Below are 17,504 nucleotides of genomic sequence, written 5' to 3' on the forward strand. Positions count from 1 at the left end.
CGCACGACTTTTGTGTCCGAGGTCACCGTTAGGCTCACCGCGACAGCTATCAATGGGAGTGGACATGGCGAAGTTCGGGCATTCCGACAACCTGCAAGGAGCGGAGTTCGCGGATGCGAACCTCAAGGGGGCACGGTTCGTCGAGTGCGACCTCACCGACATGGTGATGCGTGGCGTCGACATCGGCGGCACGGACATCGATGCGCCCTGGCTGGCCGAGGAGGGCGCCAGCCTGATCGTCAACGGCGTCGAGGTCGCGCCGTACGTGCAGGCCGAGCTGGACCGCCGCTTCCCGGGGCGCTCCGAGCGCCGCGCCGAGGACCCCGACGGTCTCCGCGCCGCCTGGGCCGCCGTCGAAAAGGCCTGGTCCGCGGCCGGCGACCGCGCCGCGGGCCTGTCCGCCGGCGCCGTCGACGCGTCGGTCGACGGCGAGTGGTCGTTCGCCCAGACCCAGCGACACCTGGTGCACGCCACCGACCTCTGGATCGGCCGCGCCGTCCTCGGCCGGGACGACGTCCACCCGCTGGGCCTCAGCTACGCCGCCACCGACGAACGCCCGACCCCACCCCCGTACGCCGAGGTCCTCGAGGCCCGCGCCGGCCGGGTGGCCATGATCCGCGACCTGCTCGCCACGATCACCCCGGCCGAACTCGACACCCCGCGCACGAGCCCGAACAGCCCACGCACCGTGACCACCCGCTACTGCGTACACGTGATGCTCGGCGAGGAATGGGAACACCTCCGCTTCGCCACCCGCGACCTCGACACCCTCGCCGCCGGGTGAGGCGCACGCTCTGAGCGGAGGGCGTGGGATTCGAACCCACGATGACGGTCACCCGCCATACCGGTTTTCAAGACCAGCGCACTCGGCCGCTATGCGAGCCCTCCTGGCGGTTTCCGCCGAAGGTCGAGGATAGCGCAGGAGCGGTGGGGCGAAACGGAGTGCGGGGGCGGGGACCGGCCGGTACGGTGTGCGCAGCGGCGGGATCGTCGCGGGTACGGACGGAGGTGGGAGCAATGTCCAGATCGTTCGAGGACATGGCACACACCGTCCGGTCGGTGCGCTGACGCGACCGACCGGGCGGAGCGCCGGCTGAAGAAGCCGGTTGTCCCGTCGTTCCGTCATGCCCTCAGGAGTTCCCATGCGTTCGCTTCGCGCGGCCGTCGTTCCGGCCGAGCTCGGATCCGACTTCCGCAAGATCTTCCCGGCCGCGATCATCTCGAACCTCGGCGACGGCGCCATGCTCGCCGCCGGGCCGTTGCTGGTCGCCTCGATCACCACTCAGCCGGCGGCCGTCGGGGCCGCCGCGTTCGTCCAGCAGCTGCCGTGGCTGCTGTTCGCCTTGTTCAGCGGCGTCCTGGTGGACCGGCTCGACCGGCGCGTGATGATCGTTGCCGCTGACACCTTTCGCGCGCTGGTGCTGGCCGCGCTCGGTGCCGCCGTACTGTTCCGCACCGCGCCGCTTTGGACGGTGTACGCCGTCCTGTTCCTGCTGGGGACAGCGGAAACCCTTGCAGACAACGCATCCGGCGCACTGCTCGTCAGCGCCGTACCGAAGGAGCATCTAGGTCAGGCGAACGCGCGGCTGTTCGCCAGCGGCACGGTGCTCCAGCAGCTCGGTGGGCCGCCGCTGGGTGCGTTGCTGTTCGCTGCGGGCGCTGGGATCCCGCTGGTGTTCGATGCAGTCACCTTCGCGGCGGCCGCGGCTCTCGTAGCGCGTGTCGCTGTACGGCCGCCGCTGCCGGACCCTGCCGGGCGTGCAGCGCTGTGGGACGAAGTACGTGAGGGTGTCCGGTGGCTCTGGCAGCACGCCGGTGTGCGTACGTTGGCCCTGTCCATTTTGGTCATGAACATCACGTTCTGCGCCGCCTTTGCGACCTGGGTGCTGTTTGCGCGCGAGCGGCTCGGGTTGAGCGACACCCAGTTCGGGCTGCTCGTGTCGGTCGGCGCAGTGGGCGGTGTGCTCGGTATGCCGACGTACCACTTCCTGGAGCCCCGGGTTGGGTCGGTGACGCTGCTCCGGGTCGGGCTGGTCGTCGAGACGGCCATCCATCTCGTCCTGGCGCTGACCAGGAGCCCCTGGGTCGCCGGCGCGACCATGGCGGTGTTCGGTGTGCATGCGGTGGTCTGGGGCATCGTGTCGACCACAACGCGCCAGCTGGCCACGCCGGACAAACTGATGGGCCGAGTCAACAGCGTGTACTTGCTGGCCTCCGTGGGCGGTGCCGCGGTCGGCTCCGCGCTGGGCGGCGTACTGGCGCAGCGGTTCGGGCTGGCTGCTCCGTTCGCGATCGCGTTCGTGGCGATGGTGGTGATGACAGTGGTCGCGTGGCGTCCGTTGCGGCACGTTGCAGTGCGCCCGGTACCCGCTACGGAGTGAAATCGGCTGGAACGGGCTGGCAGGCGCTTGTTAGGGTGCGCGAGCCGCCGAGATGACCCGATGGGAGCGCTTCGCCATGCCCGCAGCCACGTCACTCGGCCTCCCGAACGTTCGCGGCCGGGTCCCGCTGCTGGCCGGTCTGGCGATCGACTCGTTCGGCGGCGGCTGCGCGGGCCCGCTGCTGCTCCTGTACTTCAACAAGGTCGCCGACATCCCGCTCGGCACGGCCGGTGTGATGCTGACCGTCGCGACGCTGTTCTCGATCGCGGCACCGGCCGCGGTCGGCGTGGTCGTCGACCGGGTCGGCCCGCGGAACATCGTCGTCGGCGCGCAGTTCGCCCAGGGGCTGGCGTTCACCGGCTTCTTCTTCGGACGGTCGATCTGGCTGCTGTTCCTGTGCTCGCTGGTGATGTCCACCGGGCAGCGGGTGTTCTGGTCGGCGATCTTCAGTCTGCTCGCGGACGTCGCGGACGAGGGCGAGCGGGACAAGTGGTTCGGGCTCGGCGGGATGATGCAGGCCGGCGGGGTGGCGATCGGTGCCCTGGCCGCCGGCTGGCTGCTGGCGATCGGTGGCAACGAGCCGTTCCTGATCGCGATGGCGGTGAACGCGGTCAGCTTCTACTTGGCCGGTCTGCTGCTCCTCCGCCTGCATCCGTCACACCACCAGCGTGCGGCGCAGGACAGCGGCCCTGCGCCGTTGCTGCGCAAGGACCGGACGTTCCTGGTGCTGATCGGCGCGAACACGCTGCTGGCGCTCTGCACGATGATGCTCGGCGTCGGGTTGCCGGTGTACGTCACCGAGGCGCTCACGGTGCCGAAGTGGCTGGTCGGCGTACTGATCGCGGCGACGGCGGTCGTGCTGGCGACCGGCCAGACGCTGGTAGTGCGCCACACCGAGGGCCGGCGTCGTACAGACGTCATGGTGGTTGCTGGGGTGACGTACGCGGCCTGGGCGTTGCTGATGGCGCTGCAGGTGCACATTCCGGGCGGATGGGTCGTACCGGTGCTGGTGCTGGCGACTGTCTGCTTCGCGTTCGCCGACGTACTGCATGCGGCGACCAATAACGCGCTGTCGGCGGCTATCTCGCCGGAGGTCGGGCGGGGGAAGTACCTGTCGTACTGGCAGTACTCGTTCACGTTCTCGAGCGTGCTGGCGCCGGGGTTCTTCGCGCAGTTGTTCGAGGTGCGTCACGAACTGCCGTGGGTGGCGCTCGCCGGGCTGGCGCTGGTGGCGAGCGTGACGATCTACGTGCTCGCGCGCGTCGCTCCGCGGCTGAGCGCCGAGCGCATCTGAGCGGGTTTTCCTGACCCGTCAGGATGCATTGCATCTGATCGAACACCTGTTCTAATGTTGGCTCAGTTCGCGGTTCTCCACCCGGATTGTCCGACGGACCGAGCCTCCCACCTCGACGTGGACGGCCCGGAGGACACCGCCGCCCGGGTTGTGAGGACCCGGGCAGTGGAGAGTCCGCACACCGGGTACACCTTGAGGAGGTCCAGGCTAGGAGAGGACACCGACAGATGTTGATGGAGCACCGCGGCCGGCGACCGGTCGTGCCCGACTCCGCGTATGTCGCACCATCGGCCGTGCTCTGCGGCGCCGTCGTCCTCGGCGAAGGCAGCAGAGTCCTGCACGGTGCCGTGCTGACGGCGGAGAACGGCGAGGTCCGGATCGGTAAGAACAGTGTGGTGATGGAGAACGCCTTGGTGCGCGGGCGGGCGGAGCATCCTGCAGTGGTCGGCGACGCGGTTCTGGTAGGTCCCCATGCACATGTCAACGGCGCCACGGTCGAGGACGAGGTCTTCATCGCCACGGGCGCCGCGTTGTTCCCCGGTTCCGTCGCCTGCGCGGGCGCGGAGCTCCGGATCAACAGCGTGCTGCACGTGAACTCGCGACTGGCAGCAGGCACGGTCCTCCCGATCGGCTGGATCGCGGCCGGCGACCCGGCGCAGCTCTTCTCCCCGGAACGGCACGAGGAGCTGTGGCAGGTCCAACGCGAGCTGGACTTCCCCGGCACGGTGTACGGCGTTCCGCGCGGTACGTCGATGCGCGAGATCATGGCGCGCCAGTCGGAGTACTACGGGGTGCATGTCACGGATCGTGAGGTGGGTCCGAGCTGAGCTGATCGAGCCGGAACCGGCGAAGCTGTGCGGGAGAGGAACCCGCACAGGTCAGACGGGCGTCGACGGTGTCGAGGTGTGCTGACACGTCGACGGCGAGCGTGCCGTTGGTGGATGCGAGGAGGATCCGCCAGCGGTCGGTGGACAGCTGTTCGACGACCCGCGGAAGAAGGTTGCTGACGGCAAGCGATTGACCGGCGGCGCGAGCGAAGTGCTGCGCGGCCTGCACGGGCGGGACGAACGTACCGGACCCACGGAGGAGATCCGGTACGACGACACCCCGGTCGTACTGCGCCGCGAGCTCGACGGCACGTGTCGGCGGGACGCGTCCGTAGAACAGGCTGTGCGGCAACAGGACCACGTTCGCCGCGAATCGGTCCCCGCCGATGTGGCTGCACTCCCACGTCCGCTCGGGATACGCCGCCGACAACGCAGCCGCGATCGGACGCCCCCACACGGCACAGCACGGGTCGTGCCGACCATGCGTGCAAACGAGATACACCGGCTCATCACTCGGCACGCCCGGATCCTTGCCGTCCAGGACGTCCAGCAGGTGTTCGTCCGACGGTAGGTCACCCCATCGAACGCCTTCCCGCCCCGGCCGGCAGTCCACCAGGCCCCATCGCCGCGGACGCGTCCGATCCACCCGTCCGTACCGTCGGATCACCACCGGCCGGATCCCCAGCTCCGCGCAGCGCCGCGCCACCGTCTGCCCGGTGGCGCCGAGTGCGGCGAGAGCCTGCCGCGCCCACGGCAGACGGGATTCGACGAGGAGCCATCGCTCGGCGGGCGGAGCACTCGCGGGCAGGGGATCCTGGCGGAGGCCGGATTGCGCTGCGCAGCCGGTCTCCGGGCGATATCGGGCTGGAACGTCGTCCACTATCGGCGGTCGGTCACCAGCACAGCTTCGGTGAGCAGGCGGCGGACGAGCACCAGTTGGTCGGATTCGTCCAGCGCCGGCAGCTCGCCGACCTTGCAGTCGGCGCCGGAGATCAGGTGCTCGACGGCCGCGGCCGTGCTCGGCGGGAACGTGATCGTTCGGTCCGGGAGCTGCAGGACGAGCGGGTCGCCGGGGACCAGGCGGCAGCGGAGGCCCGGACGCAGGCGCACCGTCGTACCCACCGCCAGCGAGGCGATCGCGGCGGCGTGAGCGAGGGGTGCGAGCGGTGCGGGGCGGTTGCTCGACCAGGTACGGCGACGCAGGCGCTCGGCCAGTGCGTCGGGTGTCGCGAGACGGATCTCTTGCGTGAAGAGGTCGACGACCTCGGGCAGTACCTGCGCTAGCTGCTCCGGATCACCAGGGTCGAAGCCGAGCGGTAGCGCCGTACGGAGCGCCGCCTGGTCCGCTGCCAGCGCGGCCAGCTCTTGTACCAGCAGGTAGCGCGTCATCGTGTGCAGGCCGACTGTCAGGTGAGCGCTGACACCGCCTAGCGCTTTAGCCGAGTGCAGAAACCCACGCGGTACGTAGAGCGAGTCACCGGGACGCAGTACCTCGTCGATCACGGGAGCGGTGTCACGCGCAGCCCTCTCGACAGCCCGGGCGTGATCCGTCCATGGCTGATTGCGGAGCGGGTCCACGTGCACAGGCTCGTGGACGGTCCAGTGTTTCTCGCCGGCGACCTGCAGGACGAACACATCGTGTACGTCGTAGTGCGCCGAGAAGCCCTGCGACTCTGCAGGAGTGACGTAGGCGTTGATCTGCACCGGATGACCGGCGTCGGCGGCCAGCTGCGTCGAGAAGTCGACCAACGCCGGCCAGGTGCGGTGCAACGCCTGCAGTACGACGGTGTGGCCGCCGGCGAACAGCGCAGCGACCTTGTCGTCGCGGACCTGGTCGGCGATCTCCGCTCCGGCGCCGGCCGGTCCGGTGAACTGGTTGTCACCGACGACCGAGCCGTTCTTGGCGATCCGGATGAACGGCGTCCGGAGGCCTCGGCGGGACAGCAGTTCGTCGACCGCGTCGAGGCTGAACAGGTCGTCGTACGGCGCCGGGAGGTCGGGGCCGTGCGAGAGCAGCGCCCGGGAACCCCAGTAGGACGTGGCGAACTCGTCGAGGTCGCCGGCTACACAGCGCCGGAGTGCCGGGCGATCGTCCCGCAACGGCCCGGCCTCCGGCACCGTACTCACCAGTTTCCGGAGTTCCCGCCGGCGCCGCCGTCCGCGCCACCGTCAGCACCGTTGTCGGATCCACCAGAACCCGAGCCGCCGCCGGACCCTTCGCCGTAGCCGCCACCTTCGCCGCCACGCTCGCCCCGCGAGTCACCGCCGCGCGAGTCGTTGTCACCGCGCGAGTCGTCGTCACCACCGGAGCCGTAGCCACCGCCGCCGCCACCCGAGCCCGAGTCGCCGCCGCCGTAACCGCCGCCACCGCCCGAGCCGGAATCGCCGCCCTCGCCGTAGCCGCCACCACCGCCGGAGCCGGAGTCACCGCCGGAGCCGGAGTCACCGCCGCCGCCGTAGCCGCCCGCGCCGCCGTCGGCGCCGCCGTCCTGGCCGCCTTGCGAAGCTCCGCCGTCAGCAGGCCCTTCCCCGGACCCGCCACCGGAACCGCCGCCGTACCCGCCGCCCGACGAGGCCGACTCGCCGGATCCTTGGCCGTACCCACCTTCCGAACGTTCGCCGCCGTCGTTCGAGCCGCCGTACCCGCCCTGGTTGTCGCCTCCGGAGGAGGAGGTGTTCATGTCGTCGTCACTGAGACCCATGGTGTTGCTCCCTTCGCGAACGGCCAGAAAGTTGCCCAGACCTACCAAACGGGCACCTGGCCATCTTGTGCGCAAAGTGGACCTCAGCTAAACCCCCCGCTGCGTTACAGCGGCAACTCGATTGTCACCGCAGCAGATCCGACAGCACCTTCACAAATCCGTCGGTGACATCCTCCGGCCGGACCGCGATCCGCAACCAGTCCGGCCCCAACCCCGGGAACGTGCCCCCTCGCCGCACCGCAAACCCCTGTGCACGCAGGGATTCCCGCACTTCCACCGCCCCCGGCACGTGCACGAGAACGAACGGCGCCCGCGGTACGCCGTACACCGAAACGCCAGGAACCGTACCGAGACTGTCAACCAGATGGACACGTTGCCGCTCGACGTCCAGCGCCGACCGCGCCGCCTCGGCCACGGAACGCTCGTTGCTGCAGGCAATCGCCGCCGCAAGTGCAGGAGTGGACACCGGCCAGTGCGGCTGGACCGCCGCGAGCTGCTCGATCAGGCTCGCGTGCGCGAGGACGTACCCGATCCGCAACCCGGCCAGCCCCCACGTCTTGGTCAGGCTCCGGATCACCACCAGCCCCGGGATCGACGCCCCGGCGAGCGACTCGGTCTCCCCGGGTACGGCATCCATGAACGCCTCGTCGACCACCAGGATCCGGTCGGGCCGCGCGAGTTCGCGCAGGTCGTCGGCGCGATGCAGGACCGAGGTCGGGTTGGTCGGATTGCCGATGACCACCAGATCGGCGTCCGGCGGGACCGCGGCCGGATCCAGTACGAACCCGTTCTCGGGCCGCAGTACCACTCGATCAACCAGGTGCCCGGCCGACCGAAGCGCCGCCTCCGGCTCGGTGAACTGGGGGTGTACGACGACCGGGTGCCGCGGCCGGAACGCCCGCGCGATCAGCACGAACGCCTCCGCCGCACCCGCGGTCAGGAGTACCCGATCCGGCCCGACCCCGTGCCGCCCGGCCACCGCGGCCGTCGCCGCCGCGGGTCGTGGGTACGCCGCCAGGTCCGTCAGGCTCGCGGTGATCGCGCCGAGCAGCCAGGGCGGCGGCGTACCCACACGGACGTTGACGGCGAGGTCGACCAGCCCCTCGCCGACCTCGAGATCGCCGTGATGTTCCAGATCAAACCCGTCGAACACGCTCAGGAGGCTAACGCGTCAGCGGGTTTTCGGGACCAGGCGGTCCGCGCACTGGTCAACGGGGCGTGACGGAGTACCTGCGGTTCTGCAGGGACGGGTTGCGCCTGCGTACGTCGGACAGGCGCTCGGGCGTGATCTCGGCGTACGTGTGGCCGTCTGCCTCACCTACGGACGCCAGGGCGATGCCTTGCGGGTCTACGACCTGGCTGAGGCCGCAGTACTTCTTACCGTTCTGGGCGGCGGCTGCGACGTAGCAAGTGTTCTCTATCGCGCGTGCCGTGAGCAGGGTGGTCCAGTGGTGCTCCTTGAGCGGCCCACGGACCCAGGCCGCCGGTACGACGAGCACCTCGGCGCCGGCGTCTACCAGGGCACGGGAAAGCTCCGGGAAGCGCAGGTCGTAGCAGGTCATGAGTCCCAGCCGGTGATCGCCGACCTGGATCACCACCGGCGCTACGTCGCCTGCAGTCAGCTGGTCAGACTCCTTGTAGCCGAAGGCGTCGTACAGGTGGATCTTGCGGTAGGCACCCAGCAGTACGCCGTCGGCGCCGACCGCGAGCAGGGTGTTGTACGGGCGGTGCTGGTCGCAGCTGAGCTCGAACATGCCGGCCACGATCGCCACGTTGTGCTCGACCGCCGCCTTCCGAAGGGTCTCGACGAACTCCCCGTCCAGCGACTCGGCAGCCTCCGCCACCGACTCTCCCTCGACGGCGAAGTCCGACATCATCGCTTCCGGGAGTACGACGAGGTCCGGCCGGCCCTGCGCCGCCTCCGCGACCAGGCGGGTGACCAGGTCCCGGTTGGCGGCCTTGTCGTAGCTGCTGGCGGTCTGCACCACGGCGATCCTCATCTCTCCATGGTGCCGCACAAGTCAGGGCTTGAACCTCCCGCGGCGTCAGGACCTACCGTCGAACGCATGGACACCGAGGACAGGACCTGGCGGGTCGGTGAACTCGCTGACGCCACCGGGCTCAGCGTCCGGACCCTGCACCACTACGACGACATCGGCCTGCTGCGGCCCGGGTGGCGGAGCCCATCCGGGCGCCGGCAGTACGACGCCGCCGACGTACGGCGGCTGCACCGGATCGTCGCGCTCCGCGGGTTCGGGTTGTCGCTGGCGGAGATCGGGCGAGTGCTCGACGGCGAGCTGACGGATCCGCGCGCGCTGATCCGGACCCAGCTCGAGGTGGTCGAGGAACAGCTCGCGGCGGCGACGCGCGTCCGGGAGAAGTTGCTCGGTGTCCTGGACGGGCTCGACCGCGTCGGCGAGCCGTCCGCCCGAACACTCATCGAACTCATCGAGGTGACGACAGTGATGAACCGGACTTTGACCCACGAGGAATTCCAGACGATGACGGAGAACCGGAGGCGACTGGCTGAGAGCCTGACCGAGGAGGAACGCGAGGCGATGAACGCACGACGGCAGCAGGCGATGGAGGCGCTGACACCGGAGGAACGCGAACGCATGCAGCAGGCACGCCAAGCCCTGATTCCGCAGGACTGATCAAAGAAGCGGTGGGAGACTGCGGGGGTGGACTTTGATGCGGTGGTGTTGGCCGGGGGTGGGTCTACGCGGTTCGGCGGGGTGGACAAGGCGATGCTCGTGCTGGACGGGGTGTCGTTGCTGGATCGCGTGCTGACGGCCACGGCGGGGGCTGCGTCCACCGTCGTGGTCGGGCCGAGGCGTACGGCATGCCGGGAGGTGGCCTGGACGGTGGAGGATCCACCGGCGGGCGGGCCGGTGGCGGGGTTGGCTGCGGGGCTGGCTCATGGGGTGGCGCCGGTGGTTGTGGTGGTCAGCTGTGACCTGCCGTGGATCACCGCGGACGACGTCGCCCGGCTGGTCGACGGGCTCGGCGGGCACGACGGGCTCGGCGGGCACGACGGGTTCGGCGGGCACGACGGGTTCGGCCTGCGCGACACCTCCGGCCAGGAGCAGCAGCTCGCCACGGCGTACCGGCGTACCGCCTTGGCTTCCGCGATCGCGCAGGTCGGCGACCCGCGGGACAAGTCGGTACGCCGTACGCTCGCCGCCCTCGACCTCACCTGGACCGAGCCGTCCCGCGCGGGCGACGACGTCGACACCTGGGCCGACCTGGACGACTGAAAACCGCTGGACGGCGCCCCTAGGTTCGACACCATGGACGTCGCACAGTTGGTCGAGGACGCGCTGAAAACCAAGGCCGGCCCGGTCACCGAACGCACCGGCGGTCAGCTCAGCACCGTGTACGAGGTGCAGACCGCGGACGCCCCGGTGATCGTGAAGGTCTACGCGCCGGAGTGGCGCTGGAAGCAGGCCAAGGAAGTCCATGTGTACGGCATGCTCGAACCCGAGGTCGGCGGCCAGGTCCCGAAGGTGCTGCACGTCGGCGACGGCGTCACGATCCTCAGCAAGCTCGACGGCATACCGCTCTCGCAGGCAGCCCCGGCCGACTGGCGTACGACGTACCGACAGCTGGGCGAGCTGCTCCGGAAGATCCACCGCATCGGGCAACCGGAGTACGGCTATCTCACCGATCAGATCCTCGACCCACTGCCGGACAACGACCAGTACATGCGCCGCCAGTTCACCAAGAAGCTGCGCGAATTCGCGGAGCTCGGCGGCGACCGCGACCTGCACGCGAAGATCGCGGAGCACGTCGACCGCCACCAGCACCTGTTCGCGGAGAACACGGCCGCCGTCCTGTGCCACAACGACTTCCACGAAGGCAACATCCTCGTGGATCCGGTGACCTGGCAGGTCAGCGGCTTCATCGACGTGGAGAACGCGATCGCCGCCGACCCGCTCGTCGACCTCGCGAAGACGATCCAGTACTCCGCACACGACAACGCCGACAAACTCGCCGGCCTGTACGACGGGTACGGCGCCGTACCGCAGGACCGGATCGACCTCTATCGGCTCTACCACTCGCTCGAACTCTGGGACTGGTTCAAGTCGATCGGCGAAACCACTTACCTGGACAGCATCGCGCGGGACATGGAAAGGCTCGTCAAGTAGGTTGAGCAGCATGCGAGCTGTCGTGTGTGAAGGGACCGGCGGGATCGACGTCCTCGGGATCGGCGAGATCCCGGACCCGGAACCGGCTGTCGACGAGGTCGTCATCGACGTCGTCGCGGCCGGCGTGAACCGGGCCGATCTGATGCAGCGCCAGGGTTTCTACCCGCCGCCGCCCGGTGCGCCGGGCACGATCGGGCTCGAGGTGTCCGGCCGGATCGCGGCGGTCGGTGCCGAGGTCGAGGGCTGGTCGGTCGGTGACGAGTGCTGCGCGCTGCTGGCCGGCGGCGGGTACGCCGAGAAGGTCGTCGTCCCCGCCCCGCAAGTGATGCCGGTGCCGGACGGGCTCGACCTGGTCAGCGCGGCCGCATTGCCCGAGGTCGTGGCGACGGTCTGGTCCAACGTGTTCATGACCGCGCACCTGAAGGCCGGCGAGACGCTGCTCGTGCACGGAGGCTCGTCCGGGATCGGGTCGATGGCGATCCAGCTCGGCGTCGCGCACGGCGCCCGGGTGCTGACGACGGTCGGCAGCGCCGAGAAGATGGCGTTCTGTACCCGGCTCGGCGCGGACGTCGCGATCAACTACAAGGAAGCCGAGTGGGCGTCCGTGGTCGCGGAGGCCACCAAGGGCGCCGGGGCGGACGTGATCCTCGACATCATGGGCGCGAAGTACCTGACCGACAACGTGAAGACGCTCGCGTTCGACGGGCGGCTGGTGGTGATCGGGATGCAGGGCGGCGCCAAGGGCGAACTGGACCTCGGCCGGCTGCTCAGCAAGCGCGGCTCGGTGATCGCGACCGGGCTGCGGTTCCGCTCGGTCGAGGACAAGGGTCGAATCCTCGCCGAGGTCGTCGGCCACGTCTGGCCGCTGATCGCCGAGAAGAAGGTCCGCCCGGTCGTGCACTCGACGTTCCCCCTCGCCGAGGTCGCCAAGGCACACGAGACGCTGGAACAGTCCACCCAACTGGGCAAGGTCCTCCTCACGATCTGAGGCGGACCTGCGGATCATGGTGCCGTCGGCAGGTGCGCCGCGACCCATTCGGGGTCAGGTTCGACCAGCTGGATCACGTCGATCCAGGTGCCGGCCGGGTCGCGGACGAAGAAGTGGCGTTGGCCGAAGGGCTCGGTGACCGGTTCGCCTTCGAGGTGTACGCCGCCTTCGCGGAGGGCGGCCGCGACCTTGTCGGCGTCGTCGACGATGAAGCCGAAGACGTTCGTGCTCTCGGTCAGCGCGGACACGGCTGCCGGGACCGTCGGATGGCCGCGCTCGCAGATCGCCAGCTCCCAGTCGGCCGTCCCGCGGCGCACGGTGATGAACCAGCCGAGATCGATCCCGACCTGCAGGTCGAGGTACTGCGTGTAGAAGGCGGCGACGTCCGACGGCCGGTCGGTGACCACGGTCGCGCCGAAGACTGCGGGTTGCATACATTCTCCTAAATACTACAGCTGTTGTTGTTGTGCACGACAGTTGTAGTGGAACTCCTGCTAACCTGTCAACATGCCCCGCAACCCGGAACGCCGTACCCAGCTCGCCGACGCCGGCCTCGACGTACTCGCCGCCCAGGGCGCCCGCGGCCTGACCCACCGTGCGGTCGACGCCGCCGCCGGACTCCCGGCCGGTACGGCGTCCAACTACTTCAAGTCCCGCGACGCCCTGCTCGGCGCCCTCGGCGAGCGGATCTTCGAACGCCTCGCCCCGGACGAAGCCGTCCTCGAACCGCTGGCGAACCGCGAACCCGGGATCGACCTCTCGATCGACTACGTGCACTACATCGTCGAGCGCCTGCTCGCGCGCCCTGAGCTCACGCTCGCCCTGTTCGAGCTCCGCCTCGAAGCGGCCCGCCGGCCGGGACTGCGCGAGATCCTGTCCCGCACGCTCCGCCAGGGGTTCGACGCCGACGTCGCCTTCAACGCGCACGCCGGCCTCCCGGGCGGCGCCGAGGAGATCCGGTTGCTGCACTTCGCGATCGACGGCCTGATGCTCGACCTGCTGACACCGGGCACCGGCCGCCCGTACGACGTGCACGCGATCACCGAGCGCCTGGTCCGCCGATTGCACCAGGAGGATTGACGACTCGCATACCCGGTATGCATACTCGGTATCCATGTCGATCAAGCATGGATTGCTGGCGCTGCTCCAGGACGAGCCGAAGTACGGCTATCAGCTCCGCGGCGAGTTCGAAGCCGCCACCGGGGCGACCTGGCCGCTGAACATCGGGCAGGTCTACACCACGCTCACCCGCCTGGAGCGTGACGGGCTCGTCCGGGCCGCGTCCACCGAGGGCGACGGACGGTCGATGTACGAGATCACCGACGCCGGCCGGACCGAGCTCGCGAAGTGGTTCGCGACGCCCGTCACCCGGGAGTCAAGGCCGCGCGACGAGCTCGCGATCAAACTCGCGCTCGCCCTCGCGGTCCCGGGCGTGGACGTCCGCGCCGTGGTCCAGCGGCAGCGGATGTCGACGATGCAGTCCCTGCAGGAGCTGACCCGGCTGAAGCGGAACAGCACCGAGGCCGAGATCTCCTGGCAGCTCGTGATCGAGTCGATGATCTTCGGCGCCGAGGCCGAGATCCGCTGGCTCGACCACTGCGAGGCGATGCTGTTACGGCACCGCGGTGCGCCGCGCGCCGTGCCGCAGAAGTACGACGCGCCGGACGAGCAGGAGGCCCGCTCGTGATCCTCGACATCCGCAACCTGACCAGGACGCACGGCGCGGGCGAGCAGGCCGTGCACGCCTTGCGGGGCGTGGATCTGGGCGTCGCCGCCGGCGAACTGGTCGCCGTGATGGGCCCGTCTGGCTCCGGCAAGTCGACGTTGCTGACCTGCGCCGGCGGACTCGACCGGCCGACCGCCGGCGAAGTACTTGTCGACGGCAACGACCTCGCGACCCTCGGAACGAACGCCGTGGCCGCGCTCCGCCGGCGCCGGATCGGCTACGTGTTCCAGGACTTCAACCTGATCCCGGCACTGACCGCCGCCGAGAACGTCGCACTTCCGCTCGAACTGGACGGCACCCGCACCCGCAGCGCCCGCAAGTACGCGATCACCGCCCTCCAGGAGGTCGGCATCGACGAACTCGCGGACCGCTTCCCCGACGACATGTCCGGCGGCCAACGGCAACGCGTCGCGATCGCCCGCGCGATCGTCGGCGAACGCCGCCTCCTGCTCGCGGACGAGCCGACCGGCGCCCTCGACTCGGACACCGGCGAGGCCGTACTGCGCCTGCTCCGCGACCGCTGCGACCAGCACGGCATCGGCGGCGTCCTCGTCACCCACGACGCCCGCCACGCCGCCTGGGCGGACCGCGTCGTCTACCTCCGCGACGGCGTCCTCGTCGGCCAGGCAGGCCCACTCCTCGACGCGGACGCGCTGCTGCAGGAGAGCAACTGATGGGGCAGTGGGGCCCGCCGCTGCGGATCGCCCGGCGGACGGCACGAAGATCGCTCGGCCGCACGCTGCTCGTCGCCGCGTTGATCGGTCTGCCGGTGATGGCCGCGACCTGGCTGGGCATCGTGCTGAAGAGCGCGGATCCGAGCGGGGAAACGCTCGCGAACCACACGATCGGCCGCGCGGACGCGCGCCTCGACGTCACGCAGTACGACAAGGTCGACGTCACCCAAGGGCAGGAGCTGTACGGCCAACCGCCGCCGTCCACCGGACACGAGAAGCCCGTCCGGACCCCGGGGACCTTCGACCCGCTGCCGCTGCTGCCGCCCGGGAGCACGATCGCTCGGCAACTCGTCGACGCCGGGATGATCCAACTGCGGACACCGGACTCGCGGACCGCCGCCACGCTGGTCGTCGGCGACGGCGCGAGCCCGCTGACCATCGGGACCGTCAAGCTCGACAAGGGCCGCATGCCCGCGAAGGCCGACGAGGTCGCGATCTCGCCGTCGCTCGCCGCGAAACTCGGGTCGAGCGACACCGTGACCAGCGCGGACGGTACGAAGTACACCGTCGTCGGCATCGCCCGGATGCTCAGCACCCAGAGCACGCCGACCGTCTTCGGTACGCCGGACACCGCGCTGACCGAGCCCGATCCGACCCGCACCGTCCAGTACCTGGTCGATCTCCCGGACTCCGCGGACGCCGATCAGCTGAACGCGAAGCTCGTCGACCAGGGCCTGTTCCTCTTGCCACGAGCAACGATCGTCGACCCGCCGCCGTCCCCGTTCGGCACCCCCGGGTCGCCCGCGGGACCGTACGCCGCGATGGCGCTGGTGCTCGGCTTCGGGATCCTGGAGATCGTGCTGCTCGCCGGGACCGCGTTCGCGGTCGGCGCCCGCCGGCAGACCCGCGAGCTCGGCCTGGTGCTGGCCGCCGGGGGTACGCCGGGCGACGTCCGGCGGATCGTCGTGATGCAGGGCCTGTTCGCCGGGCTGGTCGGGGTGCTCGGCGGACTCGTGATCGCCGCGGTCGCGGTGTTCAGCGTGAAGCCGGTCTGGGAGACGATGACCGACTCGGTGATCACCGCGTGGCAGATCCCGTGGGGGATGCTCGTCGCGATCGCGCTGCTCGGGATCGGCGCCGGGATCGCCGCGGCCGTCGTACCGGCGATCAGCGCCGGGCGGCAGGCGCCGGTGGCGGCGCTGGCCGGGAAGTTCGCCGTGAACGCGAAGGCGGCACGCATCCGGATCGTCACCGTCGTCCTGCTGGTCGTCGGTCTGGTCTGCGTGTTCGCGGGCAGCGCCCAGCTCGGCGCGACGCTGAAGTCGGCGCGGAACACGTCGCTCGGCAGCCAGGCGACCGCGACGCCGAACGGCCCGATCGCGCTCGTACTGCTCGGGATCACGGCCACGATCGTCGCGCTGGTGTGGATGCTGCCGAGCCTGGTCGCGAAGGCGGCCGGGCTGGCTCGGATTCTGCCGTTGAGCGGCCGAATGGCGCTCCGCGACGCGTCCCGGCACCGGCACCGGACAGGCCCGGCGACGGCGGCGATCATGATGGCGGTCGCCGGTACCGCGGCGGTCGCGTTCGCCGCGGCCAACTCGATCGCGGCGGACGCGGCGAACTACGTTGCCGCCAGCAAGCACGGCAACGCCGTACTGCGTTTTGATCAAGGCGTTCCCGGTGCGCTGACGTATCGGCCGGAGCTGATCAGCGACCTGGACGGGATCCTGCCGGTGCGGCAGCAGTACGAGCTCGGCGACGTCCTGTTGCCGAACGCAAAGGCCAACCAGTACGGCTACACGCCGGTCCTCGCGGTCGCGACGCCGGAGAACTTCGAGGGGTCCGACAGCTTCTCGCTGCTGACGGCCGATCCGGCATTCGTCGCGCAGTTCGGCGCGTACGGCGAGCAGGCCGCGGCCGCGCTGCGGGACGGCAAGGTCGTCGTACCGGGCGTGCCGTTGAAGGCCGGGCAGAAGGTTGGCATGCACAACGATGACGACAACAAGATGCTCCGGGACCTCGACGCGGTGTCGTTCGGTACGCCGCCCGCGGTCCAGTTCCTCCGCGACACCGCGCTGATCAGCCCGGACGCGGCCCGGCAGCTGGGCACGATCCGGGTGTCCGAGGTGCACTTCGAGCTGTCCGGCGACCCGTCGAAGGACCAGCTCGCCGCGGTCAGCCGGCTGCTCGGCGCGGACGACGGGCTCACGGTGGAGAAGGGGTACCAGAACCCGGGCCGGCTGTTCCTGATCGGGATCCTGCTCGCAGCCACCGTGGTGACGCTGCTCGGCGTCGCGATCTCGGTCTCGTTGTCCGCCGCCGAGGGCCGGGCCGATCTCGCGACGCTGGCGGCGATCGGCGCCCCACCGCGGCGCCGGCGATCGCTCGCGGCGGCCCAGGCGTGGGTGCTCGGTCAGCTGGGGTGCGTGCTGGGCGTGGGGGTCGGCGCGCTGTACGGCTACACCGCGCACGCCGCGTTCGGGTCGCCGCGCTTCACGGTCCCGTGGGCGGAGCTGGCCGGGATCGTGGTCGTCGTACCGCTGTTCGCCGGTCTGCTCGCGTGGCTGCTCACGCGGTCGCGGCTACCGATGGTCAGCCGTATCAATTAGCGCGACCTCGGGGTACGCGACGGGGTACGGGGGTGTGCTGGTGATGCGCCATTGGCCGCAGGCGCAGCGTTGGTACACCACCAGGCCTTCGCTGACCTGGTGGCTGGAGACCGCGCTCCAGCGGTGGCGGTGGACTTCTGTCATGGATCCATCGT

18 protein-coding genes and 1 tRNA gene are annotated in these 17,504 nt (G+C 70.0%); 12 read left to right on the forward strand and 7 right to left on the reverse strand.

The genetic code is table 11. The features are described 5' to 3' along the window. Window positions 1-64: 64 nt before the first annotated feature. On the forward strand, window positions 65-784 hold the full coding sequence (locus tag ACXJJ3_RS21245) for a DinB family protein (RefSeq protein WP_458163384.1): 720 nt from the start codon (window positions 65-67) through the stop codon (window positions 782-784). A 15-nt stretch (window positions 785-799) separates the two neighbouring features. On the opposite strand, the gene ACXJJ3_RS21250 is transcribed toward ACXJJ3_RS21245, so the two are convergent. Beyond that, window positions 800-888 (reverse strand) — tRNA-Ser (locus ACXJJ3_RS21250). A 254-nt stretch (window positions 889-1,142) separates the two neighbouring features. On the opposite strand from ACXJJ3_RS21250, the gene ACXJJ3_RS21255 reads away from it, so the two are divergent. The 3 genes from ACXJJ3_RS21255 (at window position 1,143) to ACXJJ3_RS21265 (ending at window position 4,502) form a co-directional block, all read left to right on the forward strand. Beyond that, window positions 1,143-2,381 carry an MFS transporter gene (locus tag ACXJJ3_RS21255; RefSeq protein ID WP_458163386.1) on the forward strand — a complete coding sequence of 413 codons (1,239 nt, stop codon included), beginning with the start codon at window positions 1,143-1,145 and terminating at the stop codon, window positions 2,379-2,381. A 76-nt stretch (window positions 2,382-2,457) separates the two neighbouring features. Beyond that, window positions 2,458-3,675: an MFS transporter gene (locus tag ACXJJ3_RS21260; protein WP_458163388.1), complete on the forward strand. Its 1,218-nt coding sequence runs from the start codon at window positions 2,458-2,460 to the stop codon at window positions 3,673-3,675. Window positions 3,676-3,902: 227 nt separating this feature from the next. Then, the gene (locus tag ACXJJ3_RS21265) at window positions 3,903-4,502 is read left to right on the forward strand and encodes a gamma carbonic anhydrase family protein (protein ID WP_458163390.1); all 600 of its coding nucleotides are present in this window, start codon (window positions 3,903-3,905) and stop codon (window positions 4,500-4,502) included. On the opposite strand, the gene ACXJJ3_RS21270 is transcribed toward ACXJJ3_RS21265, so the two are convergent. The 5 genes from ACXJJ3_RS21270 to ACXJJ3_RS21290 form a co-directional block, all read right to left on the reverse strand. Beyond that, the gene (locus ACXJJ3_RS21270) at window positions 4,474-5,172 is read right to left on the reverse strand and encodes a sucrase ferredoxin (protein WP_458163392.1); all 699 of its coding nucleotides are present in this window, start codon (window positions 5,170-5,172) and stop codon (window positions 4,474-4,476) included. The two genes, ACXJJ3_RS21265 and ACXJJ3_RS21270, sit on opposite strands and share 29 nt — an antisense overlap. 209 nt (window positions 5,173-5,381) lie before the next feature. Further along, the gene (locus tag ACXJJ3_RS21275; protein WP_458163394.1) at window positions 5,382-6,629 is read right to left on the reverse strand and encodes a cupin domain-containing protein; all 1,248 of its coding nucleotides are present in this window, start codon (window positions 6,627-6,629) and stop codon (window positions 5,382-5,384) included. Next, window positions 6,626-7,204, reverse strand: a complete 579-nt coding sequence (locus tag ACXJJ3_RS21280; RefSeq protein ID WP_458163396.1) for a hypothetical protein — start codon at window positions 7,202-7,204, stop codon at window positions 6,626-6,628. The genes ACXJJ3_RS21275 and ACXJJ3_RS21280 overlap by 4 nt, the downstream gene beginning before the upstream one ends. A 124-nt stretch (window positions 7,205-7,328) precedes the next feature. Next, window positions 7,329-8,357: an Rv2231c family pyridoxal phosphate-dependent protein CobC gene (gene cobC, locus ACXJJ3_RS21285; RefSeq protein WP_458163398.1), complete on the reverse strand. Its 1,029-nt coding sequence runs from the start codon at window positions 8,355-8,357 to the stop codon at window positions 7,329-7,331. Window positions 8,358-8,412: 55 nt separating this feature from the next. Further along, complete coding sequence (locus ACXJJ3_RS21290; RefSeq protein WP_458163400.1) at window positions 8,413-9,204, reverse strand: carbon-nitrogen hydrolase family protein; 792 nt, start codon at window positions 9,202-9,204, stop codon at window positions 8,413-8,415. Window positions 9,205-9,270: 66 nt separating this feature from the next. Here ACXJJ3_RS21290 and ACXJJ3_RS21295 point away from each other — a divergent pair, with 66 nt between their 5' ends. From ACXJJ3_RS21295 to ACXJJ3_RS21310, 4 genes are read left to right on the forward strand one after another with little or no spacing between them, the layout of a single operon-like run. Continuing rightward, window positions 9,271-9,858: a MerR family transcriptional regulator gene (locus ACXJJ3_RS21295; RefSeq protein ID WP_458163402.1), complete on the forward strand. Its 588-nt coding sequence runs from the start codon at window positions 9,271-9,273 to the stop codon at window positions 9,856-9,858. A gap of 27 nt (window positions 9,859-9,885) precedes the next feature. Next, window positions 9,886-10,461: a molybdenum cofactor guanylyltransferase gene (gene mobA / locus ACXJJ3_RS21300; RefSeq protein ID WP_458163404.1), complete on the forward strand. Its 576-nt coding sequence runs from the start codon at window positions 9,886-9,888 to the stop codon at window positions 10,459-10,461. A gap of 33 nt (window positions 10,462-10,494) precedes the next feature. After that, window positions 10,495-11,352: a phosphotransferase family protein gene (locus tag ACXJJ3_RS21305; protein ID WP_458163406.1), complete on the forward strand. Its 858-nt coding sequence runs from the start codon at window positions 10,495-10,497 to the stop codon at window positions 11,350-11,352. Between the two features lie 10 nt (window positions 11,353-11,362). Further along, entirely contained in the window at window positions 11,363-12,340 is a 978-nt protein-coding gene (locus tag ACXJJ3_RS21310; RefSeq protein ID WP_458163408.1) for an NAD(P)H-quinone oxidoreductase, read from the forward strand. A 14-nt stretch (window positions 12,341-12,354) separates the two neighbouring features. Here the strand turns inward: ACXJJ3_RS21310 and ACXJJ3_RS21315 are convergent, their stop codons facing one another. Beyond that, window positions 12,355-12,774: a VOC family protein gene (locus tag ACXJJ3_RS21315; protein WP_458163410.1), complete on the reverse strand. Its 420-nt coding sequence runs from the start codon at window positions 12,772-12,774 to the stop codon at window positions 12,355-12,357. Window positions 12,775-12,847: 73 nt separating this feature from the next. On the opposite strand from ACXJJ3_RS21315, the gene ACXJJ3_RS21320 reads away from it, so the two are divergent. The 4 genes from ACXJJ3_RS21320 to ACXJJ3_RS21335 are packed head-to-tail and all read left to right on the forward strand — an operon-like array spanning window position 12,848 to window position 17,349. After that, window positions 12,848-13,420 carry a TetR/AcrR family transcriptional regulator gene (locus ACXJJ3_RS21320; RefSeq protein WP_458163412.1) on the forward strand — a complete coding sequence of 191 codons (573 nt, stop codon included), beginning with the start codon at window positions 12,848-12,850 and terminating at the stop codon, window positions 13,418-13,420. Between the two features lie 34 nt (window positions 13,421-13,454). Then, window positions 13,455-14,027, forward strand: coding sequence for a PadR family transcriptional regulator (locus ACXJJ3_RS21325; protein WP_458163414.1), 573 nt, complete (start codon window positions 13,455-13,457; stop codon window positions 14,025-14,027). Beyond that, on the forward strand, window positions 13,937-14,740 hold the full coding sequence (locus tag ACXJJ3_RS21330; protein ID WP_458171927.1) for an ABC transporter ATP-binding protein: 804 nt from the start codon (window positions 13,937-13,939) through the stop codon (window positions 14,738-14,740). Before ACXJJ3_RS21325 ends, ACXJJ3_RS21330 begins: the two co-directional genes overlap by 91 nt. After that, window positions 14,740-17,349, forward strand: coding sequence for an FtsX-like permease family protein (locus tag ACXJJ3_RS21335; protein ID WP_458163416.1), 2,610 nt, complete (start codon window positions 14,740-14,742; stop codon window positions 17,347-17,349). Before ACXJJ3_RS21330 ends, ACXJJ3_RS21335 begins: the two co-directional genes overlap by 1 nt. Window positions 17,350-17,504: the final 155 nt, after the last annotated feature.

It is taken from the genome of Kribbella sp. WER1 (genome assembly GCF_054189145.1).

Coding starts and splice junctions, on each gene's coding strand:
- ACXJJ3_RS21245 (WP_458163384.1), top strand. CDS start 65: ATGGCGAAGTTCGGGCATTCCGACAACCTGCAAGGAGCGGAGTTCGCG.
- ACXJJ3_RS21255 (WP_458163386.1), top strand. CDS start 1,143: ATGCGTTCGCTTCGCGCGGCCGTCGTTCCGGCCGAGCTCGGATCCGAC.
- ACXJJ3_RS21260 (WP_458163388.1), top strand. CDS start 2,458: ATGCCCGCAGCCACGTCACTCGGCCTCCCGAACGTTCGCGGCCGGGTC.
- ACXJJ3_RS21265 (WP_458163390.1), top strand. CDS start 3,903: ATGTTGATGGAGCACCGCGGCCGGCGACCGGTCGTGCCCGACTCCGCG.
- ACXJJ3_RS21280 (WP_458163396.1), bottom strand. CDS start 7,204: ATGGGTCTCAGTGACGACGACATGAACACCTCCTCCTCCGGAGGCGAC.
- ACXJJ3_RS21290 (WP_458163400.1), bottom strand. CDS start 9,204: ATGAGGATCGCCGTGGTGCAGACCGCCAGCAGCTACGACAAGGCCGCC.
- ACXJJ3_RS21295 (WP_458163402.1), top strand. CDS start 9,271: ATGGACACCGAGGACAGGACCTGGCGGGTCGGTGAACTCGCTGACGCC.
- ACXJJ3_RS21305 (WP_458163406.1), top strand. CDS start 10,495: ATGGACGTCGCACAGTTGGTCGAGGACGCGCTGAAAACCAAGGCCGGC.
- ACXJJ3_RS21310 (WP_458163408.1), top strand. CDS start 11,363: ATGCGAGCTGTCGTGTGTGAAGGGACCGGCGGGATCGACGTCCTCGGG.
- ACXJJ3_RS21315 (WP_458163410.1), bottom strand. CDS start 12,774: ATGCAACCCGCAGTCTTCGGCGCGACCGTGGTCACCGACCGGCCGTCG.
- ACXJJ3_RS21320 (WP_458163412.1), top strand. CDS start 12,848: ATGCCCCGCAACCCGGAACGCCGTACCCAGCTCGCCGACGCCGGCCTC.
- ACXJJ3_RS21325 (WP_458163414.1), top strand. CDS start 13,455: ATGTCGATCAAGCATGGATTGCTGGCGCTGCTCCAGGACGAGCCGAAG.
- ACXJJ3_RS21335 (WP_458163416.1), top strand. CDS start 14,740: ATGGGGCAGTGGGGCCCGCCGCTGCGGATCGCCCGGCGGACGGCACGA.